The following is an 18,322-nucleotide window of genomic DNA, read 5'->3' as shown; positions in this document are numbered from 1 at the left end:
CCTCGGTGGGTTTTTTAACGGGTGGAATTTATGTCCTGGACAAACAAACCGACTAATTTTGCAATCGATGTTCTGAGGAATGCTGATGATCACCTTAAGAAGATTGTAGGCGATACACTACAACAGGTTATAGTTCGTTCTCCAGTTATGGATGGTGAGTTTAGAGCATCCCATAAAGTCACACTCGATTCACCGCAAAACACGTATGAGAAAGGCTTTGACCTGTCAGGTAGCACAACCCTAGCGGAAGGCTTAAAGGTTGCGTCTACAGCGAAAATAGGCGGGCTTGTTTATATCCAGACGTTAAGTCCATATGGAACACGTTTAGAAAATGGGTGGAGTCAGCAAGCACCTAATGGTGTTTACGCATTATCGTTCCAATCAGTTGTGAGCAAATACAAATGATGACACTCCCACAAGTAGAAACTGCAATCTACACAAAGATTGGGCAATTCACCTATCCAGATACTACGGTTCGAATTGAGAATCAGCCTTTATTGAATGGTCAGCAATTTGTGCCGCCTACAGACAAACCATGGTGCAAAGTTTTCGTTCAATATGCTGATGGCCGAATAGTTGGTATTGGAAATGAACCATGCAAGCGTAATTTCGGTATTATCTCAATCCAGTGCTTCACACCTAAAGATAAAGGCACTTTGGATATGGCGAATTTATGTGAAGCCTGGACACAGCACATTGAAAACTTTCAATCTGGCCATCTTGAAGTTTATTTGGTTCATCCACCACAAGACCTTAAGGATGATAACTTTTATGGAAAGATCATCCGGGCTGAATTCAGTGTCAATTAAAACCAAAACATAAACCTCAACCGCCTACATGGCGGTTTTTTATTGCCTAAAAATAGGAGCAAGCCATGTCTAAGGGCAGTGCAATTAAGCTGTATTACGCAGCAGAAGAAACACCAGGAGTACTGTCAGCAGTACCAGTCTGGAAAACAGTTCGTCGTGTCACAGATGGTTTGACTGAAAATGTCACAACATCCACATCAAATAGCGTTTTGGATTCTCGATTCCGTCAAGGCTCAACCGCTGATGAATCGGAAATTACCGGATCACTAGAGGTTGAGTTGTCGATTGGCACATTTGATGACTTCATTAGTGCTGTGGCTATGAATGCCTGGGTAGTCGATGGGGTTGATGCCGAAAAATCCACACTTCAATTTGGTGGCGACACAACCAAAACATTCACATTTGTAAAAGTGTTTAGCGACCTCAACAAAATCCACGTTTACAAGGGTATTCGTATTGGCGAGTTTGGCCTTAGTATCGCAACCACTGGCAAAATTACATCAAAATTCGGCTTGGTTGGAACAGACTTTGAGTCGGTTGCGGTTAATCCTGTTTCTAGTCCACAGCCTGTTGATGATAACGTTCTGGTGTCTGCATTAAATGTAAATACCATGACTGTGAATGGTCAAAATACTGTGGGTACGGCATGTGTTCAATCAGTTGAACTATCAGTCACGAATAACCTGGCGCCTTATCGTTGTATTGGATCAGGCAAGCTGTCAGCCCAAGGCTATAACGATAAGATGATTGATATTACGATGAACACTCAGTTCATGTTCACAAGTCAATCTGCCACATACATTCCATATGTGAAATCACGTGCAACCATGCCACTTGAATTCGCAATTGAAGATCCGGACGGTAACAAATACGCATTCAACTTCCCACAACTGGAAGTATCTGAAGCTGGGCACCCGGATGGTGGTGGTGAGGATGACATCATGCTCGATGTGTCATTTGCCCACATCAAAACTTCACCGGTTATCACTCGCACATTAGTAGCATAACGATAGTCATCTTAAAAACCAAAGCACCTTTCTGGGTGCTTTTTTATATCTGCTTTTTTAGATCACTTTGAGTTGTATAAGCCATTTATACAACTCAAAACGATTTACCAACATATTGACAAAAATCTATATTTTTCAAAGCGAAGCCGACCTTAACAAGTCGGCTTTTTTAATGCCCGCAATTTGGGCAAACCACTGGCTAGGGCGACGGTTCGAAAAGCACGTTTTCATGTTCATCGTGCCTGCCAGTTTCTTTTTTTGAACATGGCCATATAAGAGGAAATCTTATGAACATGATGGTAACCAATGAAAATCAAACACCATTTATTGAAGTTGAGTTGAATGGAAAAGTTCAGCTCGGCGTGAATGCTCGTGATTTGCATAAGATGCTTGAAGTGAAGGCAGAGTTCTCACATTGGATTAAGCGACGAATTAGTCAGTGTAAATTTGAGGAAAATTTCGATTACATAGTTTTCGTCAAAAAAGACGAAAACCTAAAAGGTGGTCGACCAACGACTGAATACTTCATTTCTGTAGATATGACCAAACACCTTGGAATGATGGAACGCAATGAAAAAGGCCATGAGATCCGTAAATACTACATCGAGCAAGAAGATTTGGCTCGTCAGCTTAAAGATGGGCTACAGGTACGCATTGGTAAACTTTCAGCACAAGTTGAGCTAATCACACAATGCTTGTCTGAGGCAGGTCGATTCTTATCGGTAAACGGAAAACAAATCAAGCCAGCACTGCTAAAAGAACTGGATGATCTAATTAAAGAAGCTCAGCCAGAATTAAAACTTGAGGGTTAGATTTAAAGTCTAACTCTTTTTTATTTCAGTAAATTTATCAGTAAACATATATCCGCCTTCTGGCGGTTTAATTTTTGGAGATGGATATGGCCTTAAAAGTAGCAATTCAAAAAAGTAAAGATATCGCTGTATGGAAAGAATACAAAGATGCCGATGGTAATGTATTGGCGGAATTTAAAATTCGCGGTGATGAATATAAACCATATCTTGTGGCTTCAGAGCGCGCTCAAAACCAGATTGCATCCAAAGGCTATAATGTGGCACTTGCAGGTGGTGAAGATAAGCTCTATCACGAATTACTTTTAGAAGCTGCAGCATGCCATTTGATTGCAGACTGGAAGGGCATCACATTTGTAGAGAATGACAAGGAAGTTGAGGTTGGGTATTCACCAGAGAATGCCACCAAGCTTTTAAATATGGGTGATATTGGTCCAATCATTTGGATGTTTGTCAAAGATCAGGCAAACAAAATCCAGATTGAAGCCAATAAGGAGATGGTCGACACTCTGGGAAAGTTATCAAACTCTACGAATACTCAGAGCGATATGCAGGACTCACCGAGCACCAAGTAAAGCAGCGTGAAGCTATGGGTTTGAAGACCCCAGAGCCACCTGAATACAGCTACACCGCCAATGCCATATTGGCAGCCTACAATACAATTGCCAGGTCTCGCCGGTACGAGCAAAGCGTTCCCTTATCCTTGGATACTTCAGCTTTGCTCAACTATATGGAAATGTTTGAGCTGCCATGCGAACTACATATCTTCTTTGAATGCATTATGGAAATTGATAATAGATTTATTGATAAGGCGCATAAAAGGATGAGCAAGAAACCAGCTTAGGGTGGTTTCTTTTTACAATTAATTTTTTTATTCATATACTTACCTATAATGATTTAAAAATATGCGACACAACATGTCGTTAAATATATATAAATTTAAAATTAGGGGTTAAGCGGTGGGTACAATAGAATTAGATGCACATATTGAGGATGCTATGTTACAAGTCCGCATAAACAATACCAGGCCAATCGATCTAATTGATTATGCTCAAAGCATGCTGAATTTAGGTAACGAGTATTCTAATTTTATTAACAAGACAGACATTCATTTATCATCCGATGACATAAAGTTGTATGTAAAAGAAATTCGTACTGGGTCAATAATTACCGAGCTGGTTGCTATAGCGCCAACCTTGATGCCCTTTATGGAGCACAGTAATACGGTATTGGATTTTGCAAACCACATTAAGGTTAGCTTTGATTACCTACTTGGAAAAGGGGGTAAACCACAAGACCTAGATAAGGACGGTTTAAAAAGAATTTCCAAGTTTGTTGAGCCAATTGCCAATGATAATGGCTCAGTTATGCAGATAGATGCATCAAATAATCGAGGGGAAATTCATATCCACCTCAATAGCGAAGGTGCGAATGCTATCCAAAATAGGGCGCATAAAGAGCTTGAGAAAATGAAAGAGCCAGTAATTGGTCTTCATAAACAGGTGGTACTATATTGGTCGCAAGCTAGAAATGATAATAAGAAAGGTGACAAGGCAGTAATTGAAAGCATTTCGGATAGAGAGGTTAAAGTCATTTACGATACTGAAGAACTTAAGTATCGAATGATTCACAAACAACCACATATATTTGATACTGCTTACCTCGTAGATGTCTATGTTGAAACCATAAAAGATAAGCCTGTAGTTTATAAAATTGTTGCTTTTCATGACACTGTGGATATTCCTGATTAGTAATTAAATAATAAAGAACCGCCCATGTGGCGGTTTCTTTTTGTTCAGAGAATTAGTATCTTATCCTCATTATTAACGGGGTAAGATAATGAAAAAATTGATTTTAGCTTTGGTTGCTGGGGGTATTTCTACTTTTTCTGCAGCAGATAAGCCTTTGCTTATTCAGCAGGGTACTCCAGTACCACTAAATAGCGATGAAACACCAGTTGCAGAAACATATTACAAGCCGCTACAGCCTGCACGATACAAGAATCAAGATGCGCTTAATAGTTCGTTGATGCTGGAATATTCTGCCCAAAAAGGTAAATTCACAAATAGCATTGATGAGGATCTTAATGGTTTTGGAGTGGGGTTTTCTTCATCACCACATAAAAATGGCCTTTGGGGAAAAATTGAATACCAGGAAAACAGTAAATACAATGGAGAGGCTTACGAGTTCTCATTTGGCGGGCATTTAAATCTTATTGATGCCAATGGGTTTTATGCATTGGGGACTATTGGTACTGGTGTTAGTATCCTTGATGTTGAAGGTTTTGACACTTCAAGCTATTGGACTCTGCCTATTGGCTTGGAAATCGGATATACATTCGTGCCAAGTTTATCAATTTATGGTGGTGTTGGTTATAAATGGTCTTGGGATGTTTCGTCCTCAACCACTTGCAAAAATGGAACTCAAAGTAATAGCGTAGGTAGTGGCACATGTTCATGGAATGGCGGAATTGATCATTATAATTACACTATTGGCGACTATGATGGCGTAACCTACAAAGCCGGCATTCGATACAACTTCTAAGAGAAAGCCACCGAAAGGTGGTTTTTTTGTACCGGAATTAGTATCTTGTGGTTACTTATAAGAGGGTATTCATATGAAAAGATTATTGATTATTGGGGTGGTTGGTTTTAGTTTAGTGGGGTGTGTAAGCGCTGAACAACAAAGATCCTATAATAATCCAATGAAAAGCTATAGTGAAATTGTAGATATACCAGGGAAGACAAAAGACCAGATTTATGATCAATCAAGACAATGGATTGCAAAAAGTTTTAAATCATCAAATAGCGTTATTCAATATTCGAATGCTGAATCTGGAACAATTATAGGCAAGGGAAATATGCCATTCCCATGCAAAGGTTATATTGAGTGCTCAGCTTATGCGAATAGCAATATCAACTTTACCTTAACAATTGATGTAAAAGATAATAAATCAAGAATGAGCTTTAATGATCTTGGAATATATATGCCACCAAGTATATCTGGTGGTGTGAAATTTAATGGTGGTGACAATCTTCCAATATGGCAGGATAAGCATAAACCATTGGTTGAGGGTGGATTAAAGGAAATAATTCAAGATTATAAAAAATCAATTACAAATAGTAATTCTCAAAACTGGTAATTATTTTTCGATAAATAAAACCCACTTCGGTGGGTTTTTTAATACCCAAAAAAGCAAAAAAGGCCGTGACTTGTAATCATGGGCTTTTTATTTGGAAAAAACCGCAGGATGAACTCTGCTTTAAATCTAAATAATATTTGAAAAGCAAAAACCCCAGTGTTAGCGCACCGGGGTTTTTATATCAACCTTGAGGGAAGGAGATATACATAATCTATGTCCGAATATCTTAAACCAATAGCGGAGCTTATAAAAGTGTCTATTGAAAAATACGGGTTATGGCAAACAATATTGGCATTTATTTTACTATTCTCAGTGCCAATACTTATATGGCAGGCAGCACCAATACTGCTTGCTGTCTCCAAGTTGATTGAAGTGACCAAATAAAACCGACCCAATAAAAGGTCGGTTTTTTATTGTCTGCGCTCCTAGAGGCGCTTTTTTTATGCCTACAGGAAAGTGAAATGGCTCAAGAATCTGTATTGCGAATTGTTATTGATTCACGAAATGCTGAACGAAATGCACATGCTTTAGCGAATGAATTGGAAAGCATTGAGAAGAAAGGTGATTTCGCTACCAAATCAATGGATTCAATGTCTGTAGCGACTCGCCAACTAGCTGGATACATGGCTGGTATTGTGACAGTAGGTGCAGCCATTAATAAAATGGACACTTACACGGGCATCAACAACAAGCTAAAGCTTGTCACTAAATCCCAAGAAGAACTCAATCAAGCAATGCGAGATACTTTTGCTATTGCTCAAAAATCTGCATCTTCATGGGGTGCTGTGAATGATGTGTATTCCAAGTACATGTCAAATGCAAAAACCTTGAATTTAACCCAAGCACAAACAGCACGGCTAACCGAAATCACTTCAAAGGCAGTATCTTTAAGCGGATCAAGTTCTGAGGCGGCAGCTGCAGCACTATTCCAATATGGTCAAGCGCTTGATGGGAATATTTTACGCGCCGAAGAATATAACAGCCTGGTTGATGGTGCTGGCGGCCTACTTAATGCGATGGCGAAAGGCTTAGGTGTTGCACGCGGTGAGCTGCGTCAAATGATGCTCGACGGGAAATTAACAGGCGAGGTTATTACCAAGGCACTCTTAAAAGCTGGTGAAAGTGTTGATGCCTTATATGCCAAAACCGATATAACAATTGGCCAATCAATTACTATGCTAAGCAATCAGGCAACTAAGTTTACTGGAGAAGCTGGTAAGGCCTCAGGCGCAGCAGTGGCCCTATCTAGCAGCATACAATTTCTAGCAAACAATCTAGATACTATCGCCAATATAACCATTGTTGGCGGAGTTGCATTCCTCACAAAAACAATCGTAGCTCAAACTGTTGCTATTCAAGGATCTATTGCGGCATCTGCACAGCGTCGTGCAGCGGATACAGCAGCACTTCAATCACAAGTTCAATTAGCAGCAATTGAGGTACAACGCACTCGACAAGTGACAGCCCTAGCTATAACAGAAGTTGGTCTGGCGCGACAAGAATTAAATAGCGCAACCACACGCCAAGCACGTGCAGCAGCAACCATGCGCTTAACTCAGGCTGAAGTTGCTTTAGCAATTGCCCAAAAGCAAACCAAAGTTGCAACAGTTGAACAAATAGCGGCTGAAAATGCACTTAATGCCTCTCGTTCACGTGGTGCTGCAATTTTAGGCCTGGTTGGTGGGTGGACTGGTGCGCTTACAATTGGTGTAGCTGCTCTGGCTGCGGGTTATATGTATTTCAGTAATCGTGCCGCCGAAGCAAATAAAAAACTTGAAGATCAGGCAAATGTTGCCAAAAAAGCAAAAGAAGAGCTTATTGCACTTAAAGGTCTTGAAAAAGACAAAGCTGTTGATGACATGACAGCATCATTTGAGCGGCAAAATAAAGCCTTGTCTGAATCAAGCAGCAAAATTAACATGCAATTAAATGCCATTCAGCAACTTTATAAAGGGAATAAAGAGGTTGCTCAGGTTGTTCAGGATGCTCGCAATGGCACTATAAGCATGAATGATGCTATTCGGCGATTTAATGAGCTTCGCATTAAAAAAGATGTATATGAGGCACTAAAACTAAATACCACTGAATTTATCAAAAATGCAAAAGAGGCAATCAATACCAAATCCAAATTAAGCTTATTTGGCATCGAGGTTGAGCTAGCTGGCAAAAAGGCTCAAACATCTGCTGTGGGTGTAGATGAAAATACTCAGGCGCTTGATAAAAATGAAACGTCTGCACAAAGAGCAGCAAAAGCCCAGAAGGATTTCTTTAATAGCTTGTCAACTGATGTGTTGTCAGCAAATGAAAATCTTGCCTATCTCAATCTAGGTTTTAGCAAAGAAGTTATTGAAAAAATTCAAGAGCTTCAAAAAGCTAAACAAGCTGTAGCTCCAAGTGGCACCACCGCAATAGTCACCACTGAAGAAATCAATCAGATTGTGCGAGCTCAAAAAGCTCTTGATGCGGTTAAGGATAAAGAGGATGAGATAACCAAGGCAAAAAGAGATCAAACCAGTGAAGCTGAAAAGCAAGCCAAATTAGCTGCAAAACAAGCAGTGATTATGGCTGGTAGTAATGAGCAAATTAAAAACATGCTGAAAGTTTACCAGGCTTTTAGGAATGCTGGTGTTGATGATGTGAAAGCGCGTGTTTTGACTGCTCAAGTAGGTCGGGAGGGAGATTTCCTAAATAAAAATTTATTTGGAAGTCATTCTGACAATGCTAATGGAAAAATCAATACAGGCATGATTTCTTGGCAAGGTACTCGTTCAAAATCATTGACCCAATATCTACAAGGGCAAGGTGTTTTAGATCAAAAGGGCAATATTGAACAAACTCAAGAAGCTCTCAATGCTCAGGCAAAATTTCTTATCCAGGAGATATTGACTGAAAAGAGATATAAATCATCTAAAAATGCATTGCTGGGAGATAACTCAAATTATCGAGATCTAGAGAAAGTATTTGGTAAAAATGCGATTGCTTGGGACTACAATGGTAAGAATATTGGATCGGATAAAGCTTCAAAAAACTTAGCTCGCCAAGACAATTACTACAACTTCCTAAATAAAATCCTAGGAGGTAATCCAGAAAATGCGCTCAGTTCAATCAAGGATTTGGCTAAGTATGATGATGAGGCATATAAGGCACGTAAAGATCTTCTTGATCGAATTGAGCAACTACAATCTAAATATGATACTGAAGCTATCTCTCGCAATAAGGCCCGTGACGAGGAAATCAACCAAGCCGCCATTTTAGGTCAACAAGCTTTAATTCCTAAAATCAAGGAGCGGTATGAAGCTCAAGAAAAACTTGCAAAACTTCAACAGGAGTACGAGGCAGAAGGCTATAAGTGGACTGAAGAAAGAAAACTTCAATACACTTATGAAACTAACGTTTTGCGCTTAACAGCTGAAGGTAAATTTTCTAAAGATCAAAAAAAGATTTTCGAGAAAGGTTTTAAAGATCAGCGCGATCAAGAAATCGCTTTAGTTAGACTGGCTAAAGAACAGCGCATCTTTCAAGCTGAACAAGCCATGATGACTGAAATTCAAGCCATGCAAGAGCGCTATAGACTTGAACGCAATGAGATCATAAAAACCACAGCAACTGATTTAGAAGAGCGTAGACGTAGGTTAAATGCTCTTAATACTGATGTGATTCGTGGTGGTATTGGTAAAAACTTCTCTGATCCAAATGATACAAGCAGCCAATTCCTTCAATCTGTTAGCTATGCACCAATTGCAAAATCCAATACTCAAAAACTGGATGAGGAGTTTGAAAAAGAACAAGCAAAAATGCTTTCTAATTTCGAGAAGATAAAGGAGTTAAACGCAGACAATCATGAAGCGATTCTTGAGGCTGAGCGCCAGTTCCTTGAGGCAAAACAGCAGTTACAAGATGAGTATGATTTTAAAGCACAAGATGCCAGAAAGTTGGACCTGGAGCATCAGCTGTCTATTTATGGACAAATGACATCAATGGTCGGATCTTCTTTTGGGCAAATGATGGATATTGTTTCGCAGGTTAAGGAAGAAAACACCAAGACTTATAAAACCTTCTTTGCAATAAATAAAGCTATTGCATTCGCTCAAGCTATTATTAATACAGAGGAAGGTGCAACTAAGGCGCTTGCACAAGGTGGTATTTATGGCGCTGCATTAGCTATGGCAGTTCGAGCATCCGGTTATGCATCCGCAGGAATCATTGCTGGGCAAGCAATTGCCGGCCCTGGTGGTGAAGGATATGCCAATGGTGGTTATACCGGCCACGGTGGTAAGTATGATCCTGCCGGCATTGTCCATAAGGGTGAAGGCGTTCTAACCCAAGAGGAAATTAAAGCTCTTGGTGGCCCACAAGGCTTTGAAGATTTACGAAAATCTATCCGTCGGGGTTACTCAGCAGGTGGATTGGTTGCGGATACTCATCGGGTCGGAATGGGTACAATGAATGCCATCAACAACGGTGGAACAATTCAGGCCGAGAAGGTGGCTCAGGCGAGCGTAAAGGCACAATCCCAGACACCTCAAGTCATTGATAACCAGTTACGAGTGCTTTTTGTTAAAGATGAGGATGAGGCTAAAGATATGCTGTATGGACCTGATGGTGAAAAAGCCTTTCTATACCATATGAAACGTAATCGCAGCAAAGTTTAATGGCCCACTTCGGTGGGTTTTACCCTATAATGTGAAAAATATTGTGAGAATAAGAAATGTGGCAACCAATAGAATCCGCACCAAAAGACAAGAGAATTCTAGTTTGGTCTGAAGATGGTATTTTTCAGGCCGAATGGGATATTGTCGCTAAAAAAATCTTAGTTGTTACACAGCCTAGTGTTGGTGTTGAATGGAGCGGGGAGGATGATGCACCACTAACACATTGGATGCTATGCCCGCCTGATCCATAACATATAAAGAATTCAAGCCGCCCAATGAGGCGGTTTTTTAATGCCTGAAATTTGAGGACAAAATGAAAATACAAACTGAACAATTTGGCGAAGTCCACGTATTAACAAATTGCCCTCTATTGAGTTCAACTGAGCGCCTAGAGTGGATGACTGAGGTTCATGAGGCGGATGATGGTACTGAAGAGCGCTATCCACTGCGTGATACGCCTCGGCAAATCCTAAGCTTTAACTACACTCAGATGCGCAAAGCCATGGGCGATATGTTTCATATGCTGTCTGCCAATCTGCGAAAACAGTGGGGTATTCCGCTACGACAGGTCAAAAGAGTCATTCCAGATATGGTGGATGATGACTACATCATTCTCGATACAACCAGCACCATAGCCGACCTTAGAGTCGGTTTTGCTTTTATTGAGAGCAAGGAAGGTGGTCAGGTTGTTGAGATTGTAGAGCGTGGCCGTTACATCATCATCCAGGAAGAAATCCGGGACCCGGAAACCGATGAGGTTATTCAGCCATTAATCACTGAATACCAGGATGGCTTCCGGTTAGCAGCAAATATCACGGCAACCAATGCAGTGATGATGCCATTGCGGATCTGCATTATTGATGGCGATGCTTCAATCAATGCCGGCGGCTTCTGGTCCAATGCGTCTATGGTTTTTCGTGTACTGGCAGAGGATTTGCCAGAACATTCTGGCGATGTTCCGGACCGGTACAAAGACCAGGATATTTACTTTAAGCCTTTGCTGCTGGATGGCGACTCTATCGAAATCACCATGAGCCAGCATCAAAACGTGGTGGATAACAGCATTGGTGGCTTTCAGTCATTTACCCATCATGCCAAAGCCAAGCAGTCCAAGCCGTTTAAATCACTGATTCGAAGTTGGGATGAGTTCCAGGAATTTCGCCGGTTCCTGTTTCGGCGTGGCGGCCGTTATCGTCCATTCTGGTTGCCGCTATATGAGCAACATCTCAACATTTTAAACACCGGCAATATCACCACCAGCTTAAGCACCAATACCAAATACCTGATTGAAGCGGGCCGGAATTACATTGCGGTGAAGCGCAAGGATGGCACCTGGACAGCGCATGAAATCACTGCACGAACTGGTGGTTCATTAACCGTTTCACCAGCCATCAATGTTCAGCGCAATGATATTCAAACGATTTGTTATATGGGTCTTTACCGCTTCGATGCCGACCAGATCGAGTTTCAATTTTTAGGTGCGGGTATTAGCCAGGTTACAGTGCCAATTCTGGAGTTAGAAAGCTAATGGATATTCGTGTAGAGCTTTATCAATTCAAGCACGGGGATAAAGCCTGGTACTTCACCAACCATCGCAAAGATGTTACGCACAACGGCATCACCTATAAGAAAGTACCTGGCTTAGATCGGGATGCCATTGAAGATGCAGACATTGATAAATGTGAGATTGAAGTCACCTTTCCACAAGGTAACTTTAAGAATGAAGTTGGCGATAACTTCACCAGTATCTTCTTAAACAAAATTTATTTTGAGTCTGTTTATCTCACCATCCTTGAACTTGAACAGAATGAAACACTAGTTTTGTTTATGGGGCGCGTGACTCAGCCGAAATTTAATGATTCAGAAGACACTATGATGCTGGTGTGTTCAACCGGTGAATCATATTTAAACCGAACTATCCTGACACGGAAATTTCAAAAGACTTGTCCGAATTCTATCTATGACCGCTGGTGTGGATTGAAATTTGAAGACTGGGCATTCGATGTGACTGTGACAGCAATCAATGGTCTGACAATCGCATTCACGGTAAATCCCACCCAGGTGAAGGATTCTGAAGGCAATCTGGTCTTTGAGCAGGTGCCTGTTCTGGATGAGTTAGGGCAACCTGTCTTAGATGGAAATGGACAACCAACTTATGCGGATGGTGATCCGGTGATGGAAACCAAGACTTACGCTGCAGGTTATCTCAACCGGGGCCTGTTTAAAAAACTCGGTGTTTCTACGTTTGTTGTTGGCAATACCGCAAATTCAGTAACTTTATATCGTGAGCATGTTGGTGTGAAAGTTGGTGATGTGATCCAGCTGGCACCCGGGTGCGACCAGTCACACAAAATGTGTCATGAGAAATTTGATAACGCTGCTCGGTTTGCAGGGCATCCATATATGCCGAGTGAAAATCCGGTGATGACACAGCTGATTAAATAGGGGGATTTATGGTTATTGCACCATGGGTAATTTGGGCGATGCTTGCGCTAATGGCCGCAACCGCTATCTATACCTACGTTTCAATGCGAAAAATGCAGAAGAAAAACCGCCAGTCTGCTAATCAGTTAGACGGGACTATTGCAGATGAGGGCACCTCATTTAGCGATATTGCTGGCAGTCCACATATGTATGGAAATATTACGCACCTTTGGGGACAGTCCACAACACCAATCAAATCGAAAGGTGGAAAGTGAAAATTTATATGTCTGATATACGGAAAGCAAAAATGTGTGCTCGCGGATCGCGGGCATTTTTTTTGTCTCAAGGTTGGGATTGGCAGGACTTTCTTGAAAACGGAATTGATCTTGAGATTGTTAAATCAACAAACGATGCAATGGCTTTGAAGATTGTAGAGGCGGTGGAAAAATGGGCGGAAGTAGCGGACAGGTTATTGGGTATCAATATTTCACAAATTTCCTTTTGTTCATTGGTAATCCGATTGAAAAAGTTTTAGGAATTAATTTTGATAAACGTGGCTGGATAAATCCACTAGTTGAAAAAAATAAGTCGGCCTTGTCTCAAGGAATTATTAATGAACCCTATTTATATGGTGAAAATGAAGGCGGTGTTGCTGGCGTAGTACATGCACGCTATGGCACTGACGATCAAAAAGTTGTGCCATTTTATCAAGAATATATGGAGTCCAAGGGCTTACAAGCCTCCGCATACCCATTTCAGTCTTATCTAGCATTTAAAGATTTTTACGTCGGCAACTCAGGCTACATGAAAGAGATGTTGCTTTGGCCGAAGCGAATTCATGTTCGAAATGATGGTCGACCGCAGTGGTATGATGCGAAATCGGAGGTCACCATATATGACACTGGTAGTGAGCCAAACCTGCAATATACAGGCGCATGTGGACGTCATGCATATCTAGATGGGTATCAGGTATCAAGCTTTTCAGAAGATCTAAACTGGACGATTCACCCAGACCCTAACACATATAAGGATATGAGGGGTGTGAATGCAAATTACAGACAATACCCGCCATTTAATAGTGATTTTCCTTATACCACTGCATCTGCAAAATATGTTTCCCAGATAAACTCCAAAGGTAAGGTTAAAGTAACCGGAAGGGTTTTTGTTTCCGCACAAACATGGAATATCTATCCGGTTGAAGGCTCTGATTTAATTGGGGAGATATCAGTAACTTTTTATGATGGTACCGAAACAACAAAAGATTATCTTATTGAGGCTTGGTTTGATCTAACTAATACCGACAAATTTGGACTTCAGGTGGATGCAAGTGGATGTGTTGAGGATCCAGGACACTTGTTTAAGGACCTTGATGCGGGAATTATGTGGAATTATTTTTACGGACCATTTCCGAGCGATGGGATTTTATCCGGCGACATAAACCCGATTCATAAAATTCGCGAAATTCTCACTGATGACACAGCGATGAATAAGCCGGAAGCATCTGTAAATGATGTGAACTTCATGAAGGCTGCAGACCGAATTTATGATGAGGGCCTGGGTATTTCACGCGTATTTACAGAAAAAAACTGCTTAGATGCGATTAATGAAATTTGTTATCACATTGAAGCAGGTATTCGTGTAAATCGCCAAACTGGTCTTCATGAAATGGTTTTGTTTCGTGATGACTGGTTTGAAGAAGATGAAATTCACACCATACCCGAAAACAAAATCAAAAAAGGCAGCATGCAGTATGAAATTACCAATGCTGATGAAGTGATCAATCAGGTCAATGTAAATTTCTATGATCAGCAAAATATTAAGAATTCATCCTTTTCAATTTCTGAAAGCGGCTTGATTCAGACTCTGGGCCGAGTCAATGCTGAAACAGTCGATTTTCCATATTTCATGAATATGCGAAATGCTGAAGTTGTTGCGAACTGGAAACTTAAAATACTCTCTACGGGTGTTTTAAAGGGCTCATTCACAACAGGATGGCGTGAAGCGCGGAAATTGAATCGCTATGACTTGATTCGGTTGCCGTGGTCTAGGCGCTGGGCTGAACCTATTTTGGTCCGCATCATGAACATTAAACTTGGCGGTCCAACCTCTAATGAAGTTTCCATTGAGTGGGTTGAGGTTGTTCCGTCCACCGGAATGATGAATACAACCATTGTTGCAGATGACCCAGTTAATACCCAACCTGAAGTACCAAAACCATGTAATGCCAAAGTTTTTGAATTGCCATACTTTGAAGCAGTTCAAGCGCTTGGAGAGCGTGAAGTGGGTATCGAACTTGCCGATAACCCGGAGGCTGGCTACTTATGCGCTATTGCCGAAAAACCTCAAAATAACTCACTAAATGCTGCTTTGTATGCTGATGTTGGTAGTGGTTTTGAGCGTGTGGCAACAGTGAACTACTGTGAAACAGCTTATTTAGATCAAACGATTGATCGTATAAGCAGCTCATTTGTAGTTAAAAATGTTGGAAATATCGCATCCGTTCGAGTTGGTAGTCAGATTTTTATCAATGATGAAATCATGGTTTATCAATCCTATGATGCTGAAACCAAAGTTTTAATTGTGAAGCGCGGAGCGTTTGGGGTGCCGCAAATTCACACTGCTAATTCAATTTTGTATTTTGCTGATGATTTTGTAGCAGTGGATCAGACACTTTATGTTCAAAGTGAAATTGTTAATGCAAAAGTACTAACCACTACCCCAAGCGGTGTTTTGGCTTTTGGTGATGCGTTTAATCATGTAGTTGAATTCAATGCACGCGCAATCCGACCTTACCCACCAGCCAATGTGAAAATTAACGGTGAATATTGGCCTATTGAAATTGAAACGGACTTAATTATCACATGGGTTGATCGAAATCGCACCCAACAAACCGGTGGTGAGATTATCGGATGGTATGAGAGCGGTGTGACTTTAGAAAGTGGTGTGACTTATCAATTGATTTTAATTGAACGTGATGAAAACGAAGTTGAATTGCGCACACAAGACTTAAGTTTAGGCGCAATAAACACATACACCTTTGCAACTTCAGCAATGGATGCAAATACACGCACAATCGAAATAACTTTAAAGTCATTACGCGATGGGTATGAGTGTTTAAATCCATTTATACATACCGTTGAGTTATCTCAATTCTTTAGCGCACCGTATAACATTCAATATACAGTGAGGCATATATGAGTGTAGAAATAGATTTTTCTTATGCCATAGATGGTTTTTATCATAGTGTGAATTATTATAGATCTGAAATACCTATGAATGTTGGGGCGATGCCAGCCCCGACTGCAGTCGGTATAACTGGTATTACATACACGGATTTAACAGCTGCAGCTGAAAAAACCTACTATGTACGATTTGGTGTTGTAAGAAATGGCATAGAGAAAATTAGCAATGAAATAGTGGTTTCAACCGCAAATAAATATCTAATCAACATAAATGTTGTAGGTGGTGTCATTCAGGATAGCGGAAGTTTAGACTTCAACTGGACAGAAATGAATATCACAAAAGACGATGTGAATGGAATATTATTTGGTTCATATCAGTCTTCACTTTTAGCTGATAAGGTATTTAATTTTAACCAAAACTTTAAAATCACATTTGAGTTCAAACGCTTATCTTCTGTGCCTAAATATTCAGTTTTTATGGCAATTACATCAGATGCACAGTGGGACGGATCACTAAGGCGTTTTGCTGTTGGTGTTGGTGGGGTAGGCGGTGGCGATGCATCAATTATCAATAAAGTGTTTATATCACGCTCACGGAGCGGAACAGCCAACATAACAGCGAGCAAGACTATTGATAATAATGTTTGGTATACGGTTGAATTTTCAAGAAATGGAAATGTATTTACTCTAAAAGTAGATGATGTGGTTAATACATTTACAGATACCGATGCCACTTTTAACTCGATACCAATGCTTATTGGGACAAATTTAGTTAATACTGCGGACGGTCAGTTTAATGGCTATATTCGCAACTTTAAGGCTCATGATTTAACAAAAGTATGATCATTCAAGTTTATAGCACCAAATCGGGTGCTTTTTTATTGCCAAAAATTAGGGGGGCGAAATGTCTGAAACGACAGGGCAAGCAATTGCCGAAGCAAGTGCGGCAGTTACTTCGGTATCAGCAAAAACAGCAGTTGGCGGTTCAATAGCTGGATTATCCGGGAAGTTTTTAGGGTTAGATCCAGTCACAGCATTGGGTTTGGTTATCGCAATTGCTGGTCTACTGGTGAGTTTTATGAGTTTTTTAATCAACTGGTATTACAAGCGGCAGGAAAATAAACGTGCAGATGAATTGCATCAAATTGCACTAAGAAAGGCGAATGGTGAATGTAATGTCAAAGACTAAAATATCAGTCGTTTTATTAGCAGCTTCGGCTGCTTTTTTTACGTCTTTAGAAATTCGAGAAGGCTATTCAGCAAAGCCTTATAAAGATGGCGGCGGGGTAGTCACCCAGGGTATTGGCTCAACTGTCAAACCCAACGGCCAGCCAATCAAAATGTCTGATCCACCAATCACACGCAAAACGGCTCAAGAATGGGCAAAAGCGCATGTATCTAAAGATGAGATTGTATTCCGCAAATCGCTGCAGGGCGTGAAGTTATCTCAAGTCGAATATGACACCTATTTAGACTTTACCTATAACTTTGGCCAAGCCAACTGGAACGGCTCATCCATGCTTCGCAATCTAAAGCAGGGCAAATACGTGCAAGCTTGCCAGTCATTGTTGAAGTGGAAATATGTGGCCAAGCGCGATTGCTCAGTCCGATCCAACAATTGCTATGGAGTATGGACCCGGCAAGTTGATCGTTATCAAAAATGTATGGGGGCGCAGTAAATGCCAATACTCACAATCTTATGGAAATTCAAATACTGGATCGCAATTGCGGTCCTTTCTTTTTTATGGCTTGGCCAAATTGCTTATACCAATCATTTATCTGGGAAGCTAAAAGTCGCAGATGCTAAATGCGCGGAACGGATCAACAAAGTAAATGGTGCTTATCAGGGTGCAATTAATGCTTGGAGAACAAAAGTTTCAACTGTCGAAACAGAGCTTGAGGCCGAACGTCAAAACATCAAAATCCAATTCAGGGATATAAAACATGAAACTCAAAAAGTTATTACCCAGCGTATTTATACTGATTGCAAGCTTACCGATGACGGCATGCATATCGCAGAAGCCGCCCGCATTGCCGCCAATTCCCGCAAGTCTGCTGGTCCCATGTGATGAATACAAGGCTCTAGAAAACAATACAATGGGTGAGTTGCTGACTCGTTATGTTGAGAGCCTGGAAATCGGTGCTGAGTGTGCTGCAAAGGTTGATGCGTTTATTAAGATTCATAAGCCCTCCAAGTGAGGGCTAACTACACACCCCACTCAAAACCACAAAATTACTTTTTAGCCCCAAAGCCCACCCGGGTTCCTTCCTAAAAAATTCTCCATGTCTTATCGTGT

The 18,322-nt window shown here is 40.8% G+C and carries 19 protein-coding genes; all 19 read left to right on the top strand.

What is annotated here, in order from left to right; translation table 11 throughout:
* Positions 1-30: 30 nt before the first annotated feature.
* Entirely contained in the window at positions 31-405 is a 375-nt protein-coding gene (locus ACPUEY_RS05190) for a hypothetical protein (protein ID WP_425121375.1), read from the top strand.
* Positions 405-809: a hypothetical protein gene (locus tag ACPUEY_RS05185; RefSeq protein ID WP_425121374.1), complete on the top strand. Its 405-nt coding sequence runs from the start codon at positions 405-407 to the stop codon at positions 807-809. Before ACPUEY_RS05190 ends, ACPUEY_RS05185 begins: the two co-directional genes overlap by 1 nt.
* Before the next feature lie 65 nt (positions 810-874).
* Complete coding sequence (locus ACPUEY_RS05180) at positions 875-1,816, top strand: phage tail tube protein (RefSeq protein WP_425121372.1); 942 nt, start codon at positions 875-877, stop codon at positions 1,814-1,816.
* Positions 1,817-2,103: 287 nt separating this feature from the next.
* A complete protein-coding gene (locus ACPUEY_RS05175) occupies positions 2,104-2,628 on the top strand; it encodes an antA/AntB antirepressor family protein (RefSeq protein WP_425121371.1) in 525 nt (174 codons plus the stop codon).
* A gap of 86 nt (positions 2,629-2,714) precedes the next feature.
* Positions 2,715-3,200, top strand: coding sequence for a hypothetical protein (locus tag ACPUEY_RS05170; RefSeq protein WP_425121370.1), 486 nt, complete (start codon positions 2,715-2,717; stop codon positions 3,198-3,200).
* Positions 3,201-3,584: 384 nt separating this feature from the next.
* Entirely contained in the window at positions 3,585-4,376 is a 792-nt protein-coding gene (locus ACPUEY_RS05165; RefSeq protein WP_425121368.1) for a hypothetical protein, read from the top strand.
* 88 nt (positions 4,377-4,464) lie between these two features.
* Positions 4,465-5,169, top strand: coding sequence for a hypothetical protein (locus tag ACPUEY_RS05160; protein WP_425121366.1), 705 nt, complete (start codon positions 4,465-4,467; stop codon positions 5,167-5,169).
* Positions 5,170-5,242: 73 nt separating this feature from the next.
* Positions 5,243-5,767: a DUF4468 domain-containing protein gene (locus tag ACPUEY_RS05155; RefSeq protein WP_425121365.1), complete on the top strand. Its 525-nt coding sequence runs from the start codon at positions 5,243-5,245 to the stop codon at positions 5,765-5,767.
* 461 nt (positions 5,768-6,228) lie between these two features.
* Positions 6,229-10,419, top strand: a complete 4,191-nt coding sequence (locus ACPUEY_RS05150) for a tape measure protein (RefSeq protein ID WP_425121364.1) — start codon at positions 6,229-6,231, stop codon at positions 10,417-10,419.
* Between the two features lie 56 nt (positions 10,420-10,475).
* Positions 10,476-10,670 (top strand): hypothetical protein, encoded by a 195-nt coding sequence (locus tag ACPUEY_RS05145; RefSeq protein WP_281199274.1) that lies wholly within the window; start codon positions 10,476-10,478, stop codon positions 10,668-10,670.
* A 62-nt stretch (positions 10,671-10,732) separates the two neighbouring features.
* Positions 10,733-11,947 (top strand): hypothetical protein, encoded by a 1,215-nt coding sequence (locus ACPUEY_RS05140; protein WP_425121363.1) that lies wholly within the window; start codon positions 10,733-10,735, stop codon positions 11,945-11,947.
* Positions 11,947-12,864 carry a phage BR0599 family protein gene (locus tag ACPUEY_RS05135; protein WP_425121362.1) on the top strand — a complete coding sequence of 306 codons (918 nt, stop codon included), beginning with the start codon at positions 11,947-11,949 and terminating at the stop codon, positions 12,862-12,864. The genes ACPUEY_RS05140 and ACPUEY_RS05135 overlap by 1 nt, the downstream gene beginning before the upstream one ends.
* A gap of 8 nt (positions 12,865-12,872) precedes the next feature.
* On the top strand, positions 12,873-13,118 hold the full coding sequence (locus tag ACPUEY_RS05130; RefSeq protein ID WP_425121361.1) for a hypothetical protein: 246 nt from the start codon (positions 12,873-12,875) through the stop codon (positions 13,116-13,118).
* A gap of 172 nt (positions 13,119-13,290) precedes the next feature.
* Entirely contained in the window at positions 13,291-16,041 is a 2,751-nt protein-coding gene (locus ACPUEY_RS05125; protein WP_425121360.1) for a hypothetical protein, read from the top strand.
* A complete protein-coding gene (locus ACPUEY_RS05120; protein ID WP_425121359.1) occupies positions 16,038-16,868 on the top strand; it encodes a hypothetical protein in 831 nt (276 codons plus the stop codon). The genes ACPUEY_RS05125 and ACPUEY_RS05120 overlap by 4 nt, the downstream gene beginning before the upstream one ends.
* Before the next feature lie 61 nt (positions 16,869-16,929).
* Complete coding sequence (locus ACPUEY_RS05115; RefSeq protein ID WP_425121358.1) at positions 16,930-17,214, top strand: hypothetical protein; 285 nt, start codon at positions 16,930-16,932, stop codon at positions 17,212-17,214.
* A complete protein-coding gene (locus tag ACPUEY_RS05110; protein ID WP_425121357.1) occupies positions 17,201-17,704 on the top strand; it encodes a lysozyme in 504 nt (167 codons plus the stop codon). The genes ACPUEY_RS05115 and ACPUEY_RS05110 overlap by 14 nt, the downstream gene beginning before the upstream one ends.
* Complete coding sequence (locus ACPUEY_RS05105) at positions 17,705-18,094, top strand: hypothetical protein (RefSeq protein WP_425121356.1); 390 nt, start codon at positions 17,705-17,707, stop codon at positions 18,092-18,094.
* Complete coding sequence (gene lysC / locus ACPUEY_RS05100; protein ID WP_425121355.1) at positions 18,024-18,224, top strand: Rz1-like lysis system protein LysC; 201 nt, start codon at positions 18,024-18,026, stop codon at positions 18,222-18,224. Before ACPUEY_RS05105 ends, lysC begins: the two co-directional genes overlap by 71 nt.
* The last annotated feature ends 98 nt before the right edge of the window (positions 18,225-18,322 follow it).

Source organism: Acinetobacter sp. G11, from assembly GCF_049808495.1.
Lineage (GTDB): Bacteria > Pseudomonadota > Gammaproteobacteria > Pseudomonadales > Moraxellaceae > Acinetobacter > Acinetobacter kookii.
The sequence above is the reverse complement of the archived record's forward strand: the minus strand, read 5'-3'. Positions and strand labels throughout refer to the sequence as shown.

Excerpts from the sequence above, each read along its gene's own strand:
- ACPUEY_RS05170 (WP_425121370.1), top strand. The coding sequence starts at position 2,715 with ATGGCCTTAAAAGTAGCAATTCAAAAAAGTAAAGATATCGCTGTATGG.
- ACPUEY_RS05190 (WP_425121375.1), top strand. The coding sequence starts at position 31 with ATGTCCTGGACAAACAAACCGACTAATTTTGCAATCGATGTTCTGAGG.
- ACPUEY_RS05185 (WP_425121374.1), top strand. The coding sequence starts at position 405 with ATGACACTCCCACAAGTAGAAACTGCAATCTACACAAAGATTGGGCAA.
- ACPUEY_RS05115 (WP_425121358.1), top strand. The coding sequence starts at position 16,930 with ATGTCTGAAACGACAGGGCAAGCAATTGCCGAAGCAAGTGCGGCAGTT.
- ACPUEY_RS05145 (WP_281199274.1), top strand. The coding sequence starts at position 10,476 with ATGTGGCAACCAATAGAATCCGCACCAAAAGACAAGAGAATTCTAGTT.
- ACPUEY_RS05175 (WP_425121371.1), top strand. The coding sequence starts at position 2,104 with ATGAACATGATGGTAACCAATGAAAATCAAACACCATTTATTGAAGTT.
- ACPUEY_RS05105 (WP_425121356.1), top strand. The coding sequence starts at position 17,705 with ATGCCAATACTCACAATCTTATGGAAATTCAAATACTGGATCGCAATT.
- ACPUEY_RS05155 (WP_425121365.1), top strand. The coding sequence starts at position 5,243 with ATGAAAAGATTATTGATTATTGGGGTGGTTGGTTTTAGTTTAGTGGGG.
- lysC (WP_425121355.1), top strand. The coding sequence starts at position 18,024 with ATGACGGCATGCATATCGCAGAAGCCGCCCGCATTGCCGCCAATTCCC.
- ACPUEY_RS05130 (WP_425121361.1), top strand. The coding sequence starts at position 12,873 with ATGGTTATTGCACCATGGGTAATTTGGGCGATGCTTGCGCTAATGGCC.
- ACPUEY_RS05135 (WP_425121362.1), top strand. The coding sequence starts at position 11,947 with ATGGATATTCGTGTAGAGCTTTATCAATTCAAGCACGGGGATAAAGCC.
- ACPUEY_RS05160 (WP_425121366.1), top strand. The coding sequence starts at position 4,465 with ATGAAAAAATTGATTTTAGCTTTGGTTGCTGGGGGTATTTCTACTTTT.
- ACPUEY_RS05110 (WP_425121357.1), top strand. The coding sequence starts at position 17,201 with ATGTCAAAGACTAAAATATCAGTCGTTTTATTAGCAGCTTCGGCTGCT.
- ACPUEY_RS05120 (WP_425121359.1), top strand. The coding sequence starts at position 16,038 with ATGAGTGTAGAAATAGATTTTTCTTATGCCATAGATGGTTTTTATCAT.
- ACPUEY_RS05140 (WP_425121363.1), top strand. The coding sequence starts at position 10,733 with ATGAAAATACAAACTGAACAATTTGGCGAAGTCCACGTATTAACAAAT.
- ACPUEY_RS05150 (WP_425121364.1), top strand. The coding sequence starts at position 6,229 with ATGGCTCAAGAATCTGTATTGCGAATTGTTATTGATTCACGAAATGCT.
- ACPUEY_RS05180 (WP_425121372.1), top strand. The coding sequence starts at position 875 with ATGTCTAAGGGCAGTGCAATTAAGCTGTATTACGCAGCAGAAGAAACA.
- ACPUEY_RS05125 (WP_425121360.1), top strand. The coding sequence starts at position 13,291 with ATGGGCGGAAGTAGCGGACAGGTTATTGGGTATCAATATTTCACAAAT.